Here is a 15,717-nt window from a genome sequence, read left to right as displayed (position 1 = left end):
ACGGTTAGCTGCGCAAAAGTTTGACCAACGACATTGGCTTCTCCACCTGTCCACTATAGGAATGTCAACGTAACGTCGTGAGGATCATCGTCCACGCATGCCGATCCATTGATTGGACTACCAGGTGGACGAGCCTCGTGACTTTGCCATTCGAGGCCCACATGGAAACTTGCAGGATGCCTAGGACTCAAGATAACTCGATCGACCAATTTGCATATGAGGGCATACGAAATTAATCAGAACGCATTCATGCGCTCATGTGTACGACTACTCATACGTCTTAAGCGATGAGTCTTGCAGGAAGGAACATATTGTCAAAGCATATAACGGCTATTGCATCGTATGGTCGGCGCGCGGGAAGTTCGAGAGTCAGGCTTTATGATTGGATTGATTTTAACAATCTTAAAGCAAGCGAAGAAGTTTACATAAACGCTTCAAGCAATTCTTTTCGTAAACTGCTTTCTAATCCTCGTAGAGTTTTGGCAGCGGAAATGAGTTTGAGGGAAATAGCAAATTCCCATAAAAATGGAAATCTGATCATTTCAAGGCGCGCTACTCCCTTCAGTAATGGCGCACTCGAGTCGAAGTTACTAAGTTCGGCCACTAGGGGTGTCTACGATTTTGACGACTCACTGTCAGCGGTGCAACAAGTTGGTGTCCAGCGACTATGGTCCCTATCGAAAACTTGGAAGCGAGCCGTGGCGACGGCGGATATTGTCATAGCGGGTAACGATTATCTCGCCGAGGAGGCGGGGAAATTTAATGATGAAGTCGTTATTATTCCAAGTTGTGTTAATCCGAATGAGTACAGAGCGAAGACGTCTTACGAATCCGTATTTCCAAGGGCTGTTTGGATAGGTTCACCCTCAACTGAATCCTATCTTTCATTGGTTGCAGAACCGCTCCTCAGACTTCATTCTAAAATTGGTCTCCGTTTAACGGTGATTAGTTCGGGCGATACGGCGTTGGGGGGGCTGGAGCCGATGGTGGATCGCATTGAATGGTCTCCAGATAACTACAAGGACGAATTGGCTAAGGCTGACATAGGAATCATGCCTCTCGTCGATAACAAATGGGCACGCGGTAAATGTGCCTATAAGTTGTTGCAGTACGGTGCTGCAGGCTTGCCGATGATTGGTAGTCCCGTTGGGTCCAATCAGACGGTCCTTGGGCGGTCAAGGAACCTTATTTCGAATAGCGCCGACGATTGGTTTGATCAGTTGGATGACTTCTTTAATCAGCCAGATTCCTATCGAGAAGCACTCGGAGGTCGTGCCCGCGAACTGGTCCAGAACGAGTATAGTTTTCAGGCTTGGCAACAGACGTGGATGAAAGCGGTGGGTCTTGAAGTGTAGAAATGGTATCTATTTCGCCTAATTTGGTTCGAGTATGCTCAGTGATAAAGAGTGCGACCTGGTTCGAGGTAACCTTCACTCTCTCCAGTAAGTGTCAACCAAGACTCTAACGAACCATTCTTCTAATAAGAATTTGAGATTTTATGACTATGAAGCGGTGCCCAATCGTGAATATAGAACAGTGTTGCTATGGCATTTCTGACACTTTTTTTATGGCCGAAGAATTCGAGCAAACCGCAAGCAGTTCGTGTGATCTCAACGGTGTTCTGAGATGAGCCCGCTAAAGGGGTCGGGCCGGCTCGCACTTGGTACAGCGACGATTGTCAATTCCATCCTGACTCTCAGCCCACAGCTGTTAGCTTTATTTGTTTTGATTCCAAGTTTATTTGGAATGTTTTCGATAGTGTATCTCGTTTATGCCTTTGCTGTATCTCTTACGCTATCTTTCGTTTCTGAACCGCTTATTAGGTCAAGAGTGGAACCTGACAAGCCCAGAGTTTGGCAAGGCTACATCTCCGCATTACTTAGTTTGGCTTTTGTGGCGGGCGTCGTTTCGGCGCTTTCAGCCCTAATGCTCGGCATGCAGCTTGGCCTGGCATTAGTAGCAAGTGTGGCGGTTGCGAGTAGTGCTGTACGAAGTGGAGTTCGATTCTGGCAGTTGCACGTTAACGACTGGCGTAAGGTCATGCTCGGTGACGCGCATGGGGTTGTTGGATTCTGGTTAGCCGCTTCTATCTGTCTGGCAACCGACGCGAGCGCCTTGTTCACCGTGATTGCTTCTTGGATGATCGCCGGTGTGGCGTCCTTGATTTCTAGTTTTCATTCCTTTGTCTGGTCACCGCGATTCACAAGCGAGTGGGTCAGGCGGCATTCGACAGATATCGGCCTCCTTCTAAGGGATTCCATACTTATGGATATCGGAGCAATATTTACCCCACTCTTGCTCGCGTCGTCATTAAGTCTGAGTTCATTTGGAACCTATCGTGCCGTCTCTAACGTGGCGTCGCCCGTTCGACTGTTGCTAAATCCGTTGCGCCCTTATATCGGTGCGTCGGCACGGTCAGGCGGCATCCGGCTAAGTAGAGTGCGTTGGCTGACGTGCACTGCCGGTATTTTGGTGGGCACATTGGCGTCGTTGGCATTGTGGTCCATTGATTTTCTGGGATTTAAGATGGGCGTAATTTCTTCTCTTGCTACATTTATTATTCCGGTTGGTATATTTGTAGGGGGGAATTTTGTTGGTCATTTTTTCTATATTCGTTCCCGCATTTCTTCCAACGGAAAGTTACTTTTCGTTGGACGAATAATTCAAACTACATTGATGACAATTGGTCCTATTCTGGGTGTGCTATTTGGGGGTCTTTCGGGAGCTATATGGTCTCTAGGATTAGTGACGATTATTTCGGCCTGCGCTTGGATGCTAATCGATGGCGCCAGTGTCAAGGCCTTTCGAACTCAGGAAGATACGATTTGACCCCTGATTGCAGTCGTGTGTTTAATGGCCAAGTGTAAAGACTTGCCACCGTCCTGGGTCATGTCGACCGCCTTGCCGCACGGGAGCGAGGCTGAATAGTCATCTGTGCCATCTTCCCACCTGCCCGGCCAAAGATAGTTTCTGTACATTGCCAAATAGCTGTGAGGGTCACGCTGCCCGTAAGGGTGGACATTCTTCTAATGAAGCTACGGTGGTGGGCCGGACGGGTACCGGCTGCCCACCGCATAAACGGACAAGACGTCTAAATGACACCGTGAGGGTCAGCTATTTGGTGAGTCACACTCCAGCGGGGAACGGCCGGCAGCTATCCTGCCAGCCAGTCCCACAGTTATTTGGCACGCCGGGATTATCGGTCCTTCACCCTATGCTAGATAGCGTCTGAAGGTACTTCTGTTCTGACGACTTGGTCCGCTCCCTCTGCCTAGATGGTGTGTAGGTGGTACTGGCATTTCCGGCGAATCGAAGAAGACCTAAGATCGGTTGTCAACGAAGTGACGAGATTCAGTGTCCACGATGTTGCGAGATTACACACCGACTCGTCGGAACAACAGTTCCAGCAAGCGCTATTTGGCACCCTACTAATTTCTCGGAAATATCACGCGGTTCCGACTCATTGAGTATTCGCCGCATCGGGGGCCACCCATTATTGTGCTTGGGTGCCAGCGATATTGCCGTTGGGGGCACCAGCTGCCCCAACGAATCCCACCATGCCCGACGGTGCCGGTCTTCTCCCGCATGTCGCAGCTTCCGGCATCGATCCAAATGGTGTCGTGGATGCCCCGGTCCATGACCGCGTCGTGGCGGACGCCGGGGCCGGGCGCCGGCTCGCCCTTAAGGCGCTGTTTGCGGAACACCGTCCGGCCACGGGGGCGTGACATGCGCCCACCCAGCGTGCGCAGGTGGCAAATATGCCCTGATGGTACGCCTATTCCGCCTACGTGGTACGTCGATTCCGCGTAGGTGGTACCGCTTGGGCGTCTTCCGTGTTTCGCTGGACGGATTCGCTGCGCACCAGGCGCGGTGAATCCGAGACAGGAGAAACGCAATGGTGGACCACAGGGCGATCATGTCGCTGCTGCTCAAGCACCGCAGCTACACGGAGATCACCGCATCGGCGAAATGCTTGAGTATTCGACGGTTTGGGGACCACCCATTATTGCCGTTGGGGGCCAGTGATATTGCCGTTGGGGGCCAGTACCTCCCTGGGCGGGAGCCACCGGTCCCCAACGGGCCTGGCTATGCCTGGACGGCGCCGGTCTTCTCTCTCATGTTGTAGCTACCGGTCTCGATCCAAATGGTGTTGTGGATGATCCGGTCCATGATCGCGTCGGCGTGGACGCCGGAGCCGAGGCGCTGGTGCCAGTCCTTCTGCTGGTACTGGGTGCAGAACACCGTCGACGTCGACCCGTAGCGCCGTTCCATGAGTTCCAGGAGCATGCGGAGGAAGTCGCCGCTGGGGCGGTCCAACAACCACTCGTCTACGACCAGCAGCGTGAAGGCCCCGTACTTTTTCAGGAACTTCGCGGCGCCCAGCGGCTTGTCCTGGGCCTGGACCCATTCCTCCTCGAGGTCCGGCATGCGCACGTAGTGGGTGCGGATCCGGTTGCGGCAGGCCTGCTTGGCCAGGGCGCAGCCCAGGTACGACTTTCCGGAACCGGTGAATCCCTGGAAGACCACGTTCTGGTTCTGCTCGATGAAGGCGCAACTGCCCAAGGCGGTGAGCATACTGCGGTTCAGCCCGCGTTCCTCGACCAGGTCCACCTGCCGCAAATCGGCGTTGGGGTAGCGCAGCTTGGCGCGGCTGATCAGGCCGCCGACCTTGGAAGTGGTGAACGTCGAATGCGCCTCGTCGACGATGAGCCGCACCCGCTCATCGAAGCTCAACGCCATGCTCAGGATTTCGTCCTGTGCCTCGAAGGCCTGGAGCATCTCGATGGCGTTCATCTCGCGCAGCTTCCGCTTGGTCTCGATATCCAGTGAGCTCATCGGGTGCCTCCCGCGTAGTAGTCGCCGCCGCGGACATAGCCGCCGTCGTTGTGGAAGAGCTCGGGCTGTGTGGCCAGGTTCTGGTCCTGGCCTGTTTCCAGCAGCGGGCGCAGGTGGGCGTAGCGTGGGGAGCGGACCTGACTCTGCAGCGCGATCCGGCAGACCGCCTCCAGCCGTGCCGGGCCATAGCGCCGGCTCAGGCGCAGCACCGCCAGCGCGGCGTTGAGGCCCTGCTCTTGGACCTGTACGGCTTCAAAGATCCGTTCCACCACGTTCAGCGTGCACGGCCCGGTGCGCGAGGCCCACTCCTTGACCCGGGCGGTGTCCCAGTGCTGCCACTGGCGCTCGGGCGGGATGTCGGCGTCGTTGGTGCGGTACTGGTTCAGGGCCTCGGCCGGCAGCAGCCGGTGGCTGGTGAGCCGCTCGTGGTTCCGATAGACCTCCAGTACGGACTCGGTCAGCCGCAGGTCCACGGTGGCGCCGATGCTGGACATCGGCACCGAGTAGAAGTTCTTCCGCCACGAGACGTAGCTGTTCCGGGCGACCTTCCGCCCGTAGACCCAGGTGCTGATCTCGTAGGCGGCCGCCGGCAACGGGTTCATCAGGGGCTGCTCCTCGGCCAGGAACACCGATTTGCGGGACCCTGCACGTTTCTGGAAGGGCTCCTGGTTGTAGGCCTCGACGCGCTCACGGATGGCGGCCCGCAACTGCCCCAGCGACCCGAACGTGGTCTTCCGCAGCCCGGCGATCACCCACGTGGCCACGTGGCTCACGGTGTTTTCCACGCTGGCCTTGTCCTTCGGGGCCCGGACACGGCCCGGCAGCACCGCCGCCCCGTAGTGGGCGGCCAGGTGGCGGTAGGAATCGTTGAGCACGATCTCGCCCTCGGCGGGGTGCTTGATCACCCCGGTCTTCAGGTTGTCCGGCACAATGCGTGGCACAGAACCGCCGAAGGCCTCGAACATCGCCACGTGCGCACGCAGCCAGCTGTCCTGCTTCATGTCCAAGGTCGCCTCCACGAAGGCGTACCGGCTGAACGGCAGGCACGCGACGAACAGGTAGACCCTGCTCCGCGTCCCGGTGACCGGATCGACCAATTCCATGGTGGGGCCCGACCAGTCCACCTCGATGCTCATCCCGGCCTTGTGCTGCACCCGGGATGTTGCGTGGGACTCCAGGACGAACCGCTGATATGTCTTGCAGAAGCGGTCGTAGCCCATGACCGCCTGCCCGGAGCCGGCCTGGGAATCGAGGTATTCGCCATGCAGGAGCTTCAGCGTCACCCCGACCTTGGCCAGTTCACGGTGGATGGCGCCCCAGTCCGGCTGGGCGAACACGCTCTGGTGGTCGCCGCGGCCCGGGAACAGCAGGGCGTACACCTCGCCCTCGGACTTTTCCCGCACCTCGTCCCAGCCGACGCATTGTTGCTCGGCCGCCTCGAGAACGGTCGTGATGCTTTTCCTCGAGGCCCCGACCGAGGTCGAGATCGCCCGGCCCGAAAGCCCGTCTGCGCGGAGCTTGAGAATAAGCTTCGCCTTGATCCTACGTACCATTGAAACTGTTCCTTCCACCATGTGGCCGTCACATGGTGGAAGGAGCCTATTTGGTGGCTCCCAAGAACACTACGGGTGGCCCCCAAGGACAATAATCCCGTTTTCCCGCGGTGGCCCCCAAGCGCAATATTGCTGGCCCCCAAAGAGTCAAATATTCAATGCTCGCGCCGCGACGTGTCGGCGGTGAAGAAGGCGATCGAATCCGCCGGCATCACCGCCGAGCGGTTCGCGACCATGAGCGCGGCGGATATTGCCGCGTTGTTCCCCGACGGGCGCAGCAGCGTGTCCGCGGAGTACGTCCAACCCGACTTCGGACGGGTTGTCGCCGCGATCAAGTCGAACCGGCACTTCACCATCCAGCAGGCCTGGACCCGGTACATGGACGCCCCGGCCGGCACCGGGAAGAAATACCGGTACTCGCAGTTCGCCGAGCTGTTCGGCCGTTTCGCCGAGGCGAACGACGTCGTGGCGACGCTGCGCCACGAGCCGGGAAAGTCTATGTTCGTCGACTGGGTCGGGGACACCCTGGAGGTGCGCGACGCGGTCACCGGCCAGGTGCACAAGGCCTACCTGTTCGTGGCCTCGCTGCCGTATTCGGGGCTGGTCTTCTGCGAGGCGTTTGCGAACATGAAGCAGGACGCCTGGAACCAGGCCCACGTGGACGCCCTGGCCTTCATCAACGGCGTCACCCAGATCATCGTGCCCGACAACGCCGCGACCGCGGTGCACCGGCGCCAGCGCGGGGACGCCGAGCGGGTGGTGACCGCCAGGTACCGGGAACTGGCCGAGCACTACGGCACCGCGATCGTCCCGGCCGCTCCCTACCGCCCGCGCCACAAGGCCCACGTCGAGTCGATGGTGAACACCGTCGAGAAGCGCGTCATCGGCTACCTCGCCGAGGAAACCTGGACCACGTTCGACGAGCTGAACGAGGCCATCGCCGAACGCCTGGTGGACATCAACGAAAGAATCCACCGCCCCGACGGAACCACGCGGCAGGAACGCTTCGACGCTGAGGAAGCCCCCTTCCTGATGCCGCTGCCGGAGCTGGCGTACGAGTCGGTGCAATGGAAGGAACTCAAGGTCGGCAGGAACTACCATGTCGGCGCGGACTACCAGCAATATTCCGTTCCCCACCAGTTGGCGGGCAGGACGCTGCGGGTGCGGCTCACCGGCAGCACCGTCACGATCTTCGACGGGCAGCAGGTCGTTTGCGAGCATGCCCGCAAGCACGGCCGCAAGGGCCAGTACTCCACGGTTCCGGAACATGCCCCGAAAGAACACCGGAACATCGACGGGCTCTGGTCGCGGCAGTGGTTCTTGGATGTTGCCCGCGGCTTCGGCCCGGCCACCGTGCAGGTGATCACCCAGGTCCTGGACCGGTTCCCGATCGAGGCGCAGGGCTACCTGCCCTGCCAGAACATCCTCGCCGGGCTGGGCAAGAAGAACAAGGCACGGCTGGAGGCGGCGTGCCAGCAGTCGCTGAACCTGGGCGGGCATCCCACCTACAGCATGCTCAAGAGGATCATGGCCGCCATTGCCAGTGATGCACAGGCCGGCGGCCCGCCGGTGCCGGCGGCCAGCAACGAGAAGAACACCACCCCGGACCCGGGCCAGCCCGGTGTCATGGTGCGCGGCGCGGACCACTACAAGATCGGGGGCCAGCGCAATGTTTAGCCCCGAGGCCCACGAAAAGTTCAAGGCCCTGCGCATCACCCGCCTGGCCTCGAAGTTCGAGGCACTGGCCAACGACGAGGCCAACCACCAGCTCACCGCCGAGGAGCTGTTCCACGAGGCGGCCGACGACATGCTCACCGAGCGGAGGTCCGAAAGCATCGCCAAGCGCTCGCGCCAAGCGGGGTTCCCCATCCCCGGCGCCTCGCTGGCCGAGATCGACTACCTCGAGGGCCGGTCCATCAACGAGCGGAGCATGAACAAATACGCCACCCACCAGTGGAGCGCCGACCCAATGAACCTGATCGTCATCTCGCCCTCCGGCGGCGGAAAGACCTACCTGGTTTGCGCGATCGGGAACGCGGCCTGCCAATCGGGGCACACCGTGTCCTATTCCAGGATGGACGACCTGGCCCGCCAGCTCGTGGCCACCCGCAGCGATGCCATCGCGCACCAGGACCTGCTCAACAAGCTCACCGAGGTTGACCTGCTGGTCATCGACGACTTTCTCACCGTCGGCATCGACCAGAACGCGGCCAGCGACCTGTTCGCGATCCTCGCCGACCGCGAGCACCGATTGCCGACCATCATCGCGGCCCAAACCGACCCGAGCTATTGGGTCCAGGCCCTGCCCGACCGGGTGGCGGCCGACTCCATCGTCAACCGGCTGGCGAACAACACCCGCTGGATCCTGATGGGCGAACGCGACATGCGCCGGACCAAACACGACCAGGCACGCGCCAGCGAGGATTTCTGGGAGTAGGCACCATTCCTCACCCACGGTGGTGCCGGGCAGACGGTCAAGGTCTACTGCCCGGTACCGCCTTGTCGGAAGATCCGTACCAACTGCGCGGAACATCCGTACCGTCTAGACATATTTGCCACGCAGGCACTTTCCGGTGGAGGGTTCCGGCACAGCGGCCGCTGCACAGCGGCAGGATTGAACCGGCCATGCTCGTCCAGAGCCTTGCAGCACCCATCGGATTGTCCCGGGCAATTGTTCCATCTCCGGTCCGGCCGGCTCACGGCACGGGAACGGCCACCTGTCGACGGCCAAGTGGCTCTCAACAATGTCACTAGTGGCTCCCAGGGAGAATATTCTCGATTTCCCGGGATGGTCCCCACTCGCAATATTGCTGCCCCCCACAGGAGCAAATATTCATCATCCCTCTGCATTCCCACGTCGAGACCCCTGGAGCTTCTGGTGTTCTGCAGGACCAGGCTCACTTACGCCCGCCGCGAGGCCGCGAACCTGCACGGCGAAGAACATGAAAAGAACGGGCCGCGTGTACAAGTATGGAAACTAACGGCTAAGGATATTGATGTCCACGGCGGGCCTACGGCCGCGCTGAACACCCGCACCGCGCCAAAAGTCGAAGGGCCAGCAAACCATTAGATGTCCAAACACCCCAGACGCCTGCTGGAGCGAATCGGATTCATAGCCCCTTCAGCTACTTTAGATTAGCCTAGAGTTCTCCGCTGGTAAGGACGGCGGCAGCTGTCCCGATCTGTGCTTCAAGAATGGGCTAAGTCAAGACTTAGGCAATTGAGATTCCCCGAGTTATTCAAATTCACTATTCATTTTGAGCTTGGGCCGCGAACTGCAGCCTGCACCTTGTTGCTGTTATGCGAATGGAGCGTTACGAAAACTATAGTCATAATCATTACTATAAATAGAGTGTTATTTATTTTTGCAACAAACGGTGAAAGAAAAACCGTAGAAAGCATCACTGCTTGAATCCAGAAGGCGCGTGTACTTAAGTATCGCCTTCTAAATAGATAGGCAATGGTGAAGCCATACGCCATCATGCCAAACGACACCCCTGCAACGCGGAAATCCCGATAGAACGGTTCTAGCCATGTGAAAACGTTCGTTAGCACGCCTACATCAATAAAGGGTGCAATGTTCTCCCACGCACTGGCAACCGGGAAGACCTCTAGAATTGGCGCAAATAGCGCGGCACCCCAAGTCTGGGGATTGTTGTCACCGATGTTTATTTCGCCCCTGACATTCGGCTCAGGCCACGAGGCATTCTTCGAGTCTACTAATGCCAGAAAGGCTACAGTTCCAGATGTGTAGTAGTGAAATGGCGACGTCAGACCGGACGCTTTCAAAGCTGGCGAAACAACTGTGGAATCATACTGCTCCCCGGTTTTACCCAATGCGCTACCCAAATATTGAAATGAACCAATTAGCACCACACCTAGCAAGCAAATGGCAAGAGCCGGGTGCACGCGGCGTGATCGACCACTTCGTCGTCGAGTCAATTGGGATTGATTCGCCAATTTAGGTTTGGTTAGAAGCACGGCAAGTAACAGCAATACACCCATGAACAAATTTGTTCGCTGGAGAAGCGCCAACATGGATAACCCAAGAACAGCCATGCCTATCAATCTAACGAGCAAGGGCAGTGGATTCTTCAGCGCATCACGCACGCCGAGGACGGCAAAAATAAAGGGTCCTAAAAAAAGCGCAAGCCGTATGGGAAGCGGAACCGACGCTAGATACGAAACTCCATCGGCACTTCTTATGCTCTCAGGATCTTCAAGTATGGTTTCGTACCCAAATCTTTCACCAACTACGTATAAGTAGAATCCAAAAGCAAGCATATATACAAGTAGAAGCAATAAAAGTAATCGTCGACTAATTAGCGACGAGTCGCCGGTGGTGGTTTGGCTAGGCACATTTACATATTTGTTTGATCGAAGACCTGCCGTCATTACTCCAAGGTTGAAAAAAACCAATCCTGTAATTAGCGTCATCCATGCGGTGGTTGATGCTGGCGTGTAATGAATTAGATCGGTTGCAATTAGGGCTAGAGCCCCTGCCCAGACGCCGTTGTGGCACAGTGCGACGAAAAAGGTCCTGGGTGCGATGAATCTAACCATTGCAGAAAGCGCTAAGAGGATGATCACGATGGATACTGACCACAATGTATTCGAAAGCATGCATTGTCAATTCACTAGAAGTATGACTATTGGTAATTGATCGCCCGATATGGTGGAAACAATTATTGTGAAGCTAGGGAAGCGAAATTGTTATGAAGTAGATATGTAGCGAAATGTCGATCGTGGGACATCGAGACGTCTCAATTCATCACCGGGTACGGTCAACAGTCTACCGGTCCGGAGCAATGTATATGAAGTTCGGGCCACACGGAACGTGTCATTACAGGAGGGCCCGGGGTCCTGAAACGGTGTCGCGATGAAGTCGGACGAATTCCTGAATTTCCGGCAGATTTGATGGGTGAAGGCTGTGAGTAGTGCACGACCTCGAGATCAATCAATTCAGACAAACTATCACTGTTCGAGGGGATGGGAGATGGCGCCGATGACTATCCAACCGCCACGCCCATCCGCTCCCGGGGTCAATACTCGACCCATCGAAAAAACGACCGACGTGATAGTGGAGGAGGACGGTGGCCAGGATACGGTCGTGATCGGCACTTTGCCGGCCCTAGAAACCGCCATGCTCCTGAAATCGAGGACCGAAAGCCTTCACTGAACTGCCCAACAGGTTCTACATTCTGGGCTGGACACGACGCTGCTCGAAGCCTACTGCGAACTCTGGTCGTGGAACCCCGCTCCGAGGTGCAGCACCCGCCTGAACTCGGCGGCGTTCGGGAGGTTCTTCGTTCTCCCCGAATCAAGAACACCCGGGCACTGATGATCGATACCGAGGTTGAGTCGCTTCTGAACGCCAAGGTCGACGAGACGGTGGGATGCGTCAGGATTCTCAAATCGTCCCGCTGACTAAGGCGAGGGAACCCGTCGGATCCACGTCCTCACGACGCTAGACCCCCAGAAGGTCATGGGCACCGCTGAGGTCATTCACCGTATTGCGGCACGCTGGAGGCAGGAAAACTACTTCTAGTTCGGAAGGTGTCGCTTCGGCCTAGTGCCCACGAATCCCACCCCAGCGCCAATGTCGATCAGCTGCGGATGGTGCCCAATCTCATGAAGGTGTGCGTGAGCGATAAACATAGGACCGTTCCAGCTGAGCGTCTAGGTTTTCTCGCTGAATGTGGTGCTCTGAATCGGGCAAACAACTGTTGGTTTTGTGGCGTGCTGCGGGGTCACTGGTAAGAATCGCATCGCATCGTTCGCATTGGCCTCATGTGACCTAGCGAACTTTATGGAACAAGAGTATTTAGATATAAGCCGTAACCGCTTTTGGCCACTAACTCAGCTTGGACACGAAGCAGTGTGTCGCTTATGTATCCGTTTCGCCAAGCGATTTCTTCGGGTGAACCTATCTTTTGACCTTGGCGGGCTTCAATCGTGCGAATGTAATTGGAAGCGTCATTAAGCGAATCGAAGGTTCCCGTATCGAGCCAGGCCGTGCCTCGGGGTAGAACAGAAACTCGCAGCTGGCCAAGCTCCAGGTAGATGCGGTTAACGTCGGTTATTTCCAGTTCACCGCGAGGGGATGGTTTGAGGTTGCGGGCTATATCGAGGACTTGGTTGTCATAAAAATAGAGACCGGGGATAGCATAATTGCTCTTCGGTAGACGAGGCTTCTCCTCCAGGGATATTGCATTGCCAGCTTCGTCGAACTCGACAACGCCGTATGCGGTCGGGTCAGCGACATGATAGCCAAAAACAGAGGCGCCGTCGACGTCCGTGAGTTGTTGGAGCTGGTTGCCCATGCCCGGACCGTGAAAGATGTTGTCTCCCAGAATCAACGCAACCTTGCCATCACCAATATGGTCCTCACCAATGAGAAAAGCCTGGGCCAGCCCGTCGGGCGAGGGCTGGGTCTTGTAGCTGAGGTTGATGCCCCACTGCGAGCCGTCGCCGAGCAGCCGCTGGAACTGGTCGACGTCTTGCGGTGTCGTAATGATCAGAATGTCCCGGATGCCGGCGAGCATCAGTGTCGACAGTGGGTAGTAGATCATCGGTTTGTCGTAAACGGGCACCAGCTGCTTGCTGATGCCGAGGGTGATTGGGTGGAGACGTGAGCCGGTACCGCCGGCGAGAATGATGCCCTTCATAGGATGAATCTTCCCAGTTTAGGAAGCCCATAGTCCAACCAGTAGTCTTTTGGGTGTGAAACATGTTCTTGTGACCGGCGGCGCCGGCTTTATCGGTTCGAATTTTGTGCATTTCCTGATGGAAAAAACAGACGTCTCCGTGACGGTGCTGGACAAGCTGACCTACGCGGGCAACCGGGTCTCGTTGGCGGGATTGGACCCGACCCGGATACAACTGGTGGTCGGGGACATCTGTGACACGGCATTAGTGGATTCACTGGTGCCGACGGTGGATGCCGTGGTGCACTACGCGGCCGAGTCGCACAACGACAATTCGTTGCAGGATCCCCGTCCGTTCCTGGACACCAACATCATCGGCACCTATGTCTTGATCGAGGCGGCCCGCAAGCACGGCGTGCGCTACCACCACATCTCCACCGACGAGGTCTACGGGGACCTGGAACTCGATGACCCGGAACGGTTCACCGAGTCCACCCCCTACAACCCCTCCAGCCCGTACTCGTCAACCAAGGCCGGATCGGATCTCCTGGTGCGAGCGTGGGTCCGGTCGTTCGGTCTGGCCGCGACGATCAGCAATTGTTCCAACAACTATGGTCCGTACCAGCACGTGGAGAAGTTCATTCCGCGGCAGATCACCAACGTGATCGACGGGGTGCGCCCCAAGCTGTATGGGGCAGGGGAGAACGTGCGGGACTGGATCCACGCCAACGATCACTCCTCCGCCGTGTGGGCGATCCTGAACCGCGGCCGCATCGGGGAAAACGTACCTCATCGGTGCCGACGGGGAGAAGAATAACAAAGACGTGATTGAGTCAATCCTGGCCGCCATGGGCGAGCCCGAGGAAGCGTATGAGCACGTGGTGGATCGCCCCGGGCACGACCTGCGTTACGCCATCGACTCGACCAAGCTCCGCACCGAGCTTGACTGGAGTCCGGACTATGCCGACTTCACCGCCGGACTTGACGCCACGGTTGCTTGGTACCGGGAAAACGAGGCCTGGTGGCGTCCGCAGAAGGCAGCCACCGAGGCCAAGTACGTGGCGCAGGGCCAGTAGGGCTTCCCGCCGGCACCAGCCACGCGAATTAGACACACGCAATCAAGAGAACCGACGAAGGACGGCAGTGACACACATGGGTGTTGAATTTTCCAAGTATCTGCAGGTAGTGCCGGTAGAAGCCATCCCCGGGATGGTGGTTGTCCATCTACCCGTGCACGGCGACAACCGGGGATGGTTCAAGGAAAACTGGCAGCGGGAGAAAATGCTCGCCGCCGGACTGCCGGACTTTGCTCCGGTACAGAACAACATTTCTTTCAATGCAATAGCTGGGACAACCCGCGGCATCCACGCCGAGCCCTGGGACAAGTATGTTTCGGTGGCCACCGGGCGCATTTTCGGCGCTTGGGTCGACCTGCGCGAAGGGCCGAGCTTCGGGAACACCTTCACCATCGAGCTAGATGCGTCCATGGCGGTGTTTGTGCCGCGTGGAGTCGGCAATGCCTTCCAGACATTGGAGGATGGCACCGCCTACGTCTACCTGGTCAACGACCATTGGTCGGCCGAGGCGCAATCCCACTACACCTTCCTGAACCTGGCCGACGAGACCGCCGCCATCGAATGGCCCATCCCGCTCGCTAACGCCGAACTCTCGGACAAGGACCGCCAACACCCCCGACTGAAGGACGTCGTGCCCATGGCACCGCGCAGGACTTTGGTCCTGGGTGCGGCCGGCCAATTGGGCCTGGCCCTGCGTGAGGCATACGCGGGCGTTGGGCACGTGGACTTCGCCGCGCGTGCCGAATTCGACCTGGCAAACCCGGAACACCATGCGGCAACGAACTGGCGTGACTACGACACCGTTATCAACGCCGGCGCCTACACCAAGGTCGACGAGGCGGAAACCGCGGACGGGCGGCGGGATGCCTGGGCAGCTAACGTCACCGGTGTCGCGCTCTTGGCAAAGACATGCACCCAACACGGACTCACGCTGGTGCACGTCTCCAGCGATTACGTCTTCGACGGAACCCAGCCCCTGCACACCGAAGCGGAACCGGTCTCTCCACTGGGCGTGTACGGCCAAACCAAGGCCGCCGGCGAAGCCGTGGTCTCCACCGTGCCCCGCCACTACATCGTGCGCACCAGCTGGGTGATCGGTGAGGGGAACAACTTCGTTTCCACCATGCAAAATTTGGCCTGCCGGGGCATCAAGCCCACCGTGGTCAACGACCAGATCGGTCGGCTCACCTTCACGAAAGATCTCGCGGCCGGCATCCAGCACCTCCTGGATGCCGGCGCCGAATATGGCATCTACAATCTCTCCAATGGCGGAGAACCTACAAATTGGGCCGACATTGCCCAAGACGTATACCGAAACGTGGGGCGTCCCGCGGAGGACGTTGTCGGGGTTACCACCGCCGCCTACTTCCATGGCAAAGAGGCCGCCCAGCGGCCGCTAAACAGTGCTTTGGACCTGACGAAGATTGTTGACTCTGGCTACACCCCTGCTCCTCAGCGAGAAGCCCTGCGTCTCTACTTGGGCGACCATTTGGCAGGACCAATGCATAAGGTATCGCCTGGAATTGAACTCGGGAGTTGACGCCAGCTGGGTGCAGCGGCCTTATGTCATTCGATGCAATTCTGGACAGCATATGGTGTTGAGAA

The 15,717-nt window shown here is 57.7% G+C and carries 10 protein-coding genes and 1 pseudogene; 7 read left to right on the top strand and 4 right to left on the bottom strand.

Features of this window, described 5'->3' with window-relative positions; translation table 11 throughout:
* Nucleotides 1-311 precede the first annotated feature (311 nt).
* The 3 genes from ABD687_RS06685 (at nucleotide 312) to ABD687_RS06675 (ending at nucleotide 3,725) form a co-directional block, all read left to right on the top strand.
* Nucleotides 312-1,355: a glycosyltransferase gene (locus tag ABD687_RS06685; RefSeq protein ID WP_310292542.1), complete on the top strand. Its 1,044-nt coding sequence runs from the start codon at nucleotides 312-314 to the stop codon at nucleotides 1,353-1,355.
* Between the two features lie 271 nt (nucleotides 1,356-1,626).
* A complete protein-coding gene (locus tag ABD687_RS06680) occupies nucleotides 1,627-2,829 on the top strand; it encodes an MATE family efflux transporter (RefSeq protein ID WP_310292543.1) in 1,203 nt (400 codons plus the stop codon).
* 728 nt (nucleotides 2,830-3,557) lie between these two features.
* On the top strand, nucleotides 3,558-3,725 hold the full coding sequence (locus ABD687_RS06675; protein WP_310292545.1) for a hypothetical protein: 168 nt from the start codon (nucleotides 3,558-3,560) through the stop codon (nucleotides 3,723-3,725).
* A gap of 361 nt (nucleotides 3,726-4,086) precedes the next feature.
* On the opposite strand, the gene ABD687_RS06670 is transcribed toward ABD687_RS06675, so the two are convergent.
* Nucleotides 4,087-4,836 carry an ATP-binding protein gene (locus tag ABD687_RS06670; RefSeq protein ID WP_310287143.1) on the bottom strand — a complete coding sequence of 250 codons (750 nt, stop codon included), beginning with the start codon at nucleotides 4,834-4,836 and terminating at the stop codon, nucleotides 4,087-4,089.
* Complete coding sequence (gene istA, locus ABD687_RS06665; protein WP_310287146.1) at nucleotides 4,833-6,389, bottom strand: IS21 family transposase; 1,557 nt, start codon at nucleotides 6,387-6,389, stop codon at nucleotides 4,833-4,835. Before istA (ABD687_RS06665) ends, ABD687_RS06670 begins: the two co-directional genes overlap by 4 nt.
* A 174-nt stretch (nucleotides 6,390-6,563) precedes the next feature.
* Between istA (ABD687_RS06665) and istA (ABD687_RS06660) the strand changes: the two genes are divergently transcribed.
* Together istA (ABD687_RS06660) and ABD687_RS06655 are read left to right on the top strand one after the other, a co-directional pair.
* A complete protein-coding gene (gene istA / locus ABD687_RS06660; RefSeq protein WP_310292547.1) occupies nucleotides 6,564-8,066 on the top strand; it encodes an IS21 family transposase in 1,503 nt (500 codons plus the stop codon).
* Nucleotides 8,059-8,826 carry an ATP-binding protein gene (locus ABD687_RS06655; protein WP_310292549.1) on the top strand — a complete coding sequence of 256 codons (768 nt, stop codon included), beginning with the start codon at nucleotides 8,059-8,061 and terminating at the stop codon, nucleotides 8,824-8,826. Before istA (ABD687_RS06660) ends, ABD687_RS06655 begins: the two co-directional genes overlap by 8 nt.
* An 815-nt stretch (nucleotides 8,827-9,641) precedes the next feature.
* Here ABD687_RS06655 and ABD687_RS06650 read toward each other — a convergent pair.
* Both ABD687_RS06650 and rfbA read right to left on the bottom strand, forming a co-directional pair.
* Nucleotides 9,642-10,979: an oligosaccharide repeat unit polymerase gene (locus ABD687_RS06650; protein WP_310292551.1), complete on the bottom strand. Its 1,338-nt coding sequence runs from the start codon at nucleotides 10,977-10,979 to the stop codon at nucleotides 9,642-9,644.
* A gap of 1,217 nt (nucleotides 10,980-12,196) precedes the next feature.
* The gene (gene rfbA / locus ABD687_RS06645) at nucleotides 12,197-13,057 is read right to left on the bottom strand and encodes a glucose-1-phosphate thymidylyltransferase RfbA (protein ID WP_310292553.1); all 861 of its coding nucleotides are present in this window, start codon (nucleotides 13,055-13,057) and stop codon (nucleotides 12,197-12,199) included.
* Nucleotides 13,058-13,112: 55 nt separating this feature from the next.
* Between rfbA and rfbB the strand changes: the two are divergent.
* Both rfbB and ABD687_RS06635 read left to right on the top strand, forming a co-directional pair.
* A pseudogene (rfbB, locus tag ABD687_RS06640) lies at nucleotides 13,113-14,112 on the top strand (dTDP-glucose 4,6-dehydratase).
* Between the two features lie 76 nt (nucleotides 14,113-14,188).
* On the top strand, nucleotides 14,189-15,652 hold the full coding sequence (locus tag ABD687_RS06635; RefSeq protein ID WP_310292558.1) for a sugar nucleotide-binding protein: 1,464 nt from the start codon (nucleotides 14,189-14,191) through the stop codon (nucleotides 15,650-15,652).
* Nucleotides 15,653-15,717: the final 65 nt, after the last annotated feature.

Source organism: Paeniglutamicibacter sulfureus (genome assembly GCF_039535115.1).
GTDB classification, from domain to species: Bacteria; Actinomycetota; Actinomycetes; order Actinomycetales; family Micrococcaceae; genus Paeniglutamicibacter; species Paeniglutamicibacter sulfureus.
Note: the sequence above shows the minus strand (reverse complement) of the source record. Positions and strands in the feature narration are given on the sequence as shown.

Bases quoted from the DNA above. Each gene is read 5' to 3' on its own strand.
- rfbA (WP_310292553.1), bottom strand. From the start codon at position 13,057: ATGAAGGGCATCATTCTCGCCGGCGGTACCGGCTCACGTCTCCACCCA.
- ABD687_RS06670 (WP_310287143.1), bottom strand. From the start codon at position 4,836: ATGAGCTCACTGGATATCGAGACCAAGCGGAAGCTGCGCGAGATGAAC.
- ABD687_RS06680 (WP_310292543.1), top strand. From the start codon at position 1,627: ATGAGCCCGCTAAAGGGGTCGGGCCGGCTCGCACTTGGTACAGCGACG.
- istA (WP_310287146.1), bottom strand. From the start codon at position 6,389: ATGGTACGTAGGATCAAGGCGAAGCTTATTCTCAAGCTCCGCGCAGAC.
- ABD687_RS06635 (WP_310292558.1), top strand. From the start codon at position 14,189: ATGGGTGTTGAATTTTCCAAGTATCTGCAGGTAGTGCCGGTAGAAGCC.
- ABD687_RS06655 (WP_310292549.1), top strand. From the start codon at position 8,059: ATGTTTAGCCCCGAGGCCCACGAAAAGTTCAAGGCCCTGCGCATCACC.
- ABD687_RS06675 (WP_310292545.1), top strand. From the start codon at position 3,558: ATGCCCGACGGTGCCGGTCTTCTCCCGCATGTCGCAGCTTCCGGCATC.